The organism is Streptomyces sp. NPDC004788, assembly GCF_053601115.1.
In genome coordinates, this window is the sequence record NZ_JBSGBF010000208.1 from 1 (window position 1) to 2067 (window position 2067).

At 73.6% G+C, this 2067-nt stretch carries 2 protein-coding genes; one reads left to right on the forward strand and one right to left on the reverse strand.

Annotated features, from left to right (window positions below; all coding sequences use genetic code 11):
- Window positions 1–112 precede the first annotated feature (112 nt).
- On the reverse strand, window positions 113–1153 hold the full coding sequence (locus ACWEJX_RS37735; RefSeq protein WP_451611924.1) for an asparaginase: 1041 nt from the start codon (window positions 1151–1153) through the stop codon (window positions 113–115).
- A 110-nt stretch (window positions 1154–1263) separates the two neighbouring features.
- Between ACWEJX_RS37735 and ACWEJX_RS37740 the strand changes: the two genes are divergently transcribed.
- Window positions 1264–1719 carry an Lrp/AsnC family transcriptional regulator gene (locus ACWEJX_RS37740; RefSeq protein WP_403787953.1) on the forward strand — a complete coding sequence of 152 codons (456 nt, stop codon included), beginning with the start codon at window positions 1264–1266 and terminating at the stop codon, window positions 1717–1719.
- Window positions 1720–2067: the final 348 nt, after the last annotated feature.

Here is a 2067-nt window from a genome sequence, read left to right on the forward strand (position 1 = left end):
GCGACGTCGGGGGGGGGGGGGGGGGGGGGGGTCTGTGACGCGACGCACGCCGGCGCCGGGCCGGCCGCCGGTCAGCGACCGCGACGCACGCGGGCGCCGGGCCGGCCGCCGGTCAGTGGGCGGCGGCGAGCGCGGGCTCGGGGCGGACCGGGCCTTCGAGGAGGGTCCGCAGCAGGGCGGTGCGGCGCTCCGGCGAGGGCGTGTCGGCGAGCAGGGCCGCGAGCAGGGCTATGCGGGCCTGGCCGGGGCGCAGGGTGCCGGCCAGGACCGCGCCGGCGGCGGCCAGGTCGACGGCGCCGCCGCCCGTGTAGACCTCGGCGACCGGTCCGGAGGCGACGCGGGTGGACAGGACGACGTGGACGCCCTGGTCGACGGCGCGGGCGACGGCCTCGGCGATCTCGGGGGTGGCGTTGCCGGCGCCGGTGCCGACGAGGACGATGCCGCGGGCGCCGGCGGCGACCGCCGCGTCGAAGAGCACGGGGTCGGCGTCGGAGTGGTGGGTGACGATGTCGACGCGGGGCGCCGGGTGGCCGTCGGCGGGCAGCGGGAGCGGCGCCGGGCGCTCGGGCTCGCGCTCGACGTCGACCTGGCCGAAGCCGAGGCGGCCGACGCGCTCGCCGGACGGGTCGGCGAAGGGGTCGGCGGCGAGCGTCCGGGTCTTCACGGTGCCGCGGGCGGCGTGGACCAGGCCGTCGAAGACGACGAGGACGCCGAGGCCGTGGACGGTGGCGGCGACCTGGAGCGCGTCGTAGAGGTTGGCGGGGCCGTCGCCGTCGCCCGTGCCGAAGGGGCGCTGGGCACCGGTGAAGACGACCGGGCGCGGGTCCGAGTGGTGCAGGTCCAGGAAGAAGGCCGACTCCTCCAGGGTGTCGGTGCCGTGCGTGACGACGATGCCGTCGACGCCGGGGTCGGCGAGCGTCTCGTGGACGGTGCGCAGCAGGGCCAGTTGGCGGTCGGTGGTCATCCGGGAGCTGTTCACGTTGAACAGGTCGACGACCTCGACGCGTACGTTCTCCGGGACGGCGGCCGTCGCGACGACGTCGTCGCCGGAGGCGTCGGCGGCGTATCCGCTGCCGGTCCAGCGGCTGGCGATGGTGCCGCCAGTGCTGATGACCACGATGCGGCGCTGCCGGTCGTCGCGCGTCCACTTCATGAGAGTGCTGTCCTTCCCTGGGGTGTGCGCGGCAACGATAGGTCAAAGGTCGCGCTACGCGATTGCGGAATCACCCCACACTTGTTTCAGACGTGGTGGATAATTGCGCCATGGACAGGATCGATCTCCATATCTTGCGCGAGCTCCAGCAGGACGGCCGACTGAGCAACCAGGAGCTCGCCCAGCGCGTGGGCCTCAGCCCCTCCCCCTGCCTGCGCCGGGTGCGCCAGCTGGAGCAGGACGGTGTGATCCAGGGCTATCGCGCGGTGATCGCCCCGGAGGCGGTCGGGCGCGGCTTCGAGGTGCTCGTGTCGGTGGAGGTGAAGCGGGACCGGGAGACCGTGGAGGCGTTCGAGGAGGCGCTCCAGGACATCCCGGACGTGATCGAGGCGTACCGGCTCTTCGGCAGCCCCGGCTGTCTGCTGCGGATCGCGGTCGCCGACCTCGCGGCGTACGAGCGGCTGTGGATCGAGCGGCTCACGACGCTCGCGGGGGTCACCGAGGTGAACTCGCAGATCATCATGAAGCGGGTGAAGGAGCCGCGCGGGCTGCCGGTCGAACGCTGACCGGAAACGGCCCTCCGGACCGCCCTCCGAGCGGCCTCGCGAGGTAAACGGCGGCGGAACGGACGGCAGCGCATAAGCGCAGTTCAACACGTATACAGCGGGGCTCCGTTCGCCCTGCTGCGGTGATCAAAACGGACAAGCCCTCCCACACCGCCGAGGTGGCTTGACCCCACCTGTCCGAGCCTGCATCGTTCCCGACCGTATGCCCGCCGTCAGACCGGCGGGCCCGCGCGAGGGGACACTCGAACCGCATGTCAGACATAGCCGCGAGACGCCGGACCTTCCGTCCGTCTCGCGTCCGTACGAAGGGCGTCGCCGGCCGGGGGGCGGTGGCGAGTGCCACCGCCC

What these genes read in the sequence shown, in the direction of transcription:
- ACWEJX_RS37735 (WP_451611924.1), bottom strand. Translation starts at nt 1,153, where the DNA reads ATGAAGTGGACGCGCGACGACCGGCAGCGCCGCATCGTGGTCATCAGC.
- ACWEJX_RS37740 (WP_403787953.1), top strand. Translation starts at nt 1,264, where the DNA reads ATGGACAGGATCGATCTCCATATCTTGCGCGAGCTCCAGCAGGACGGC.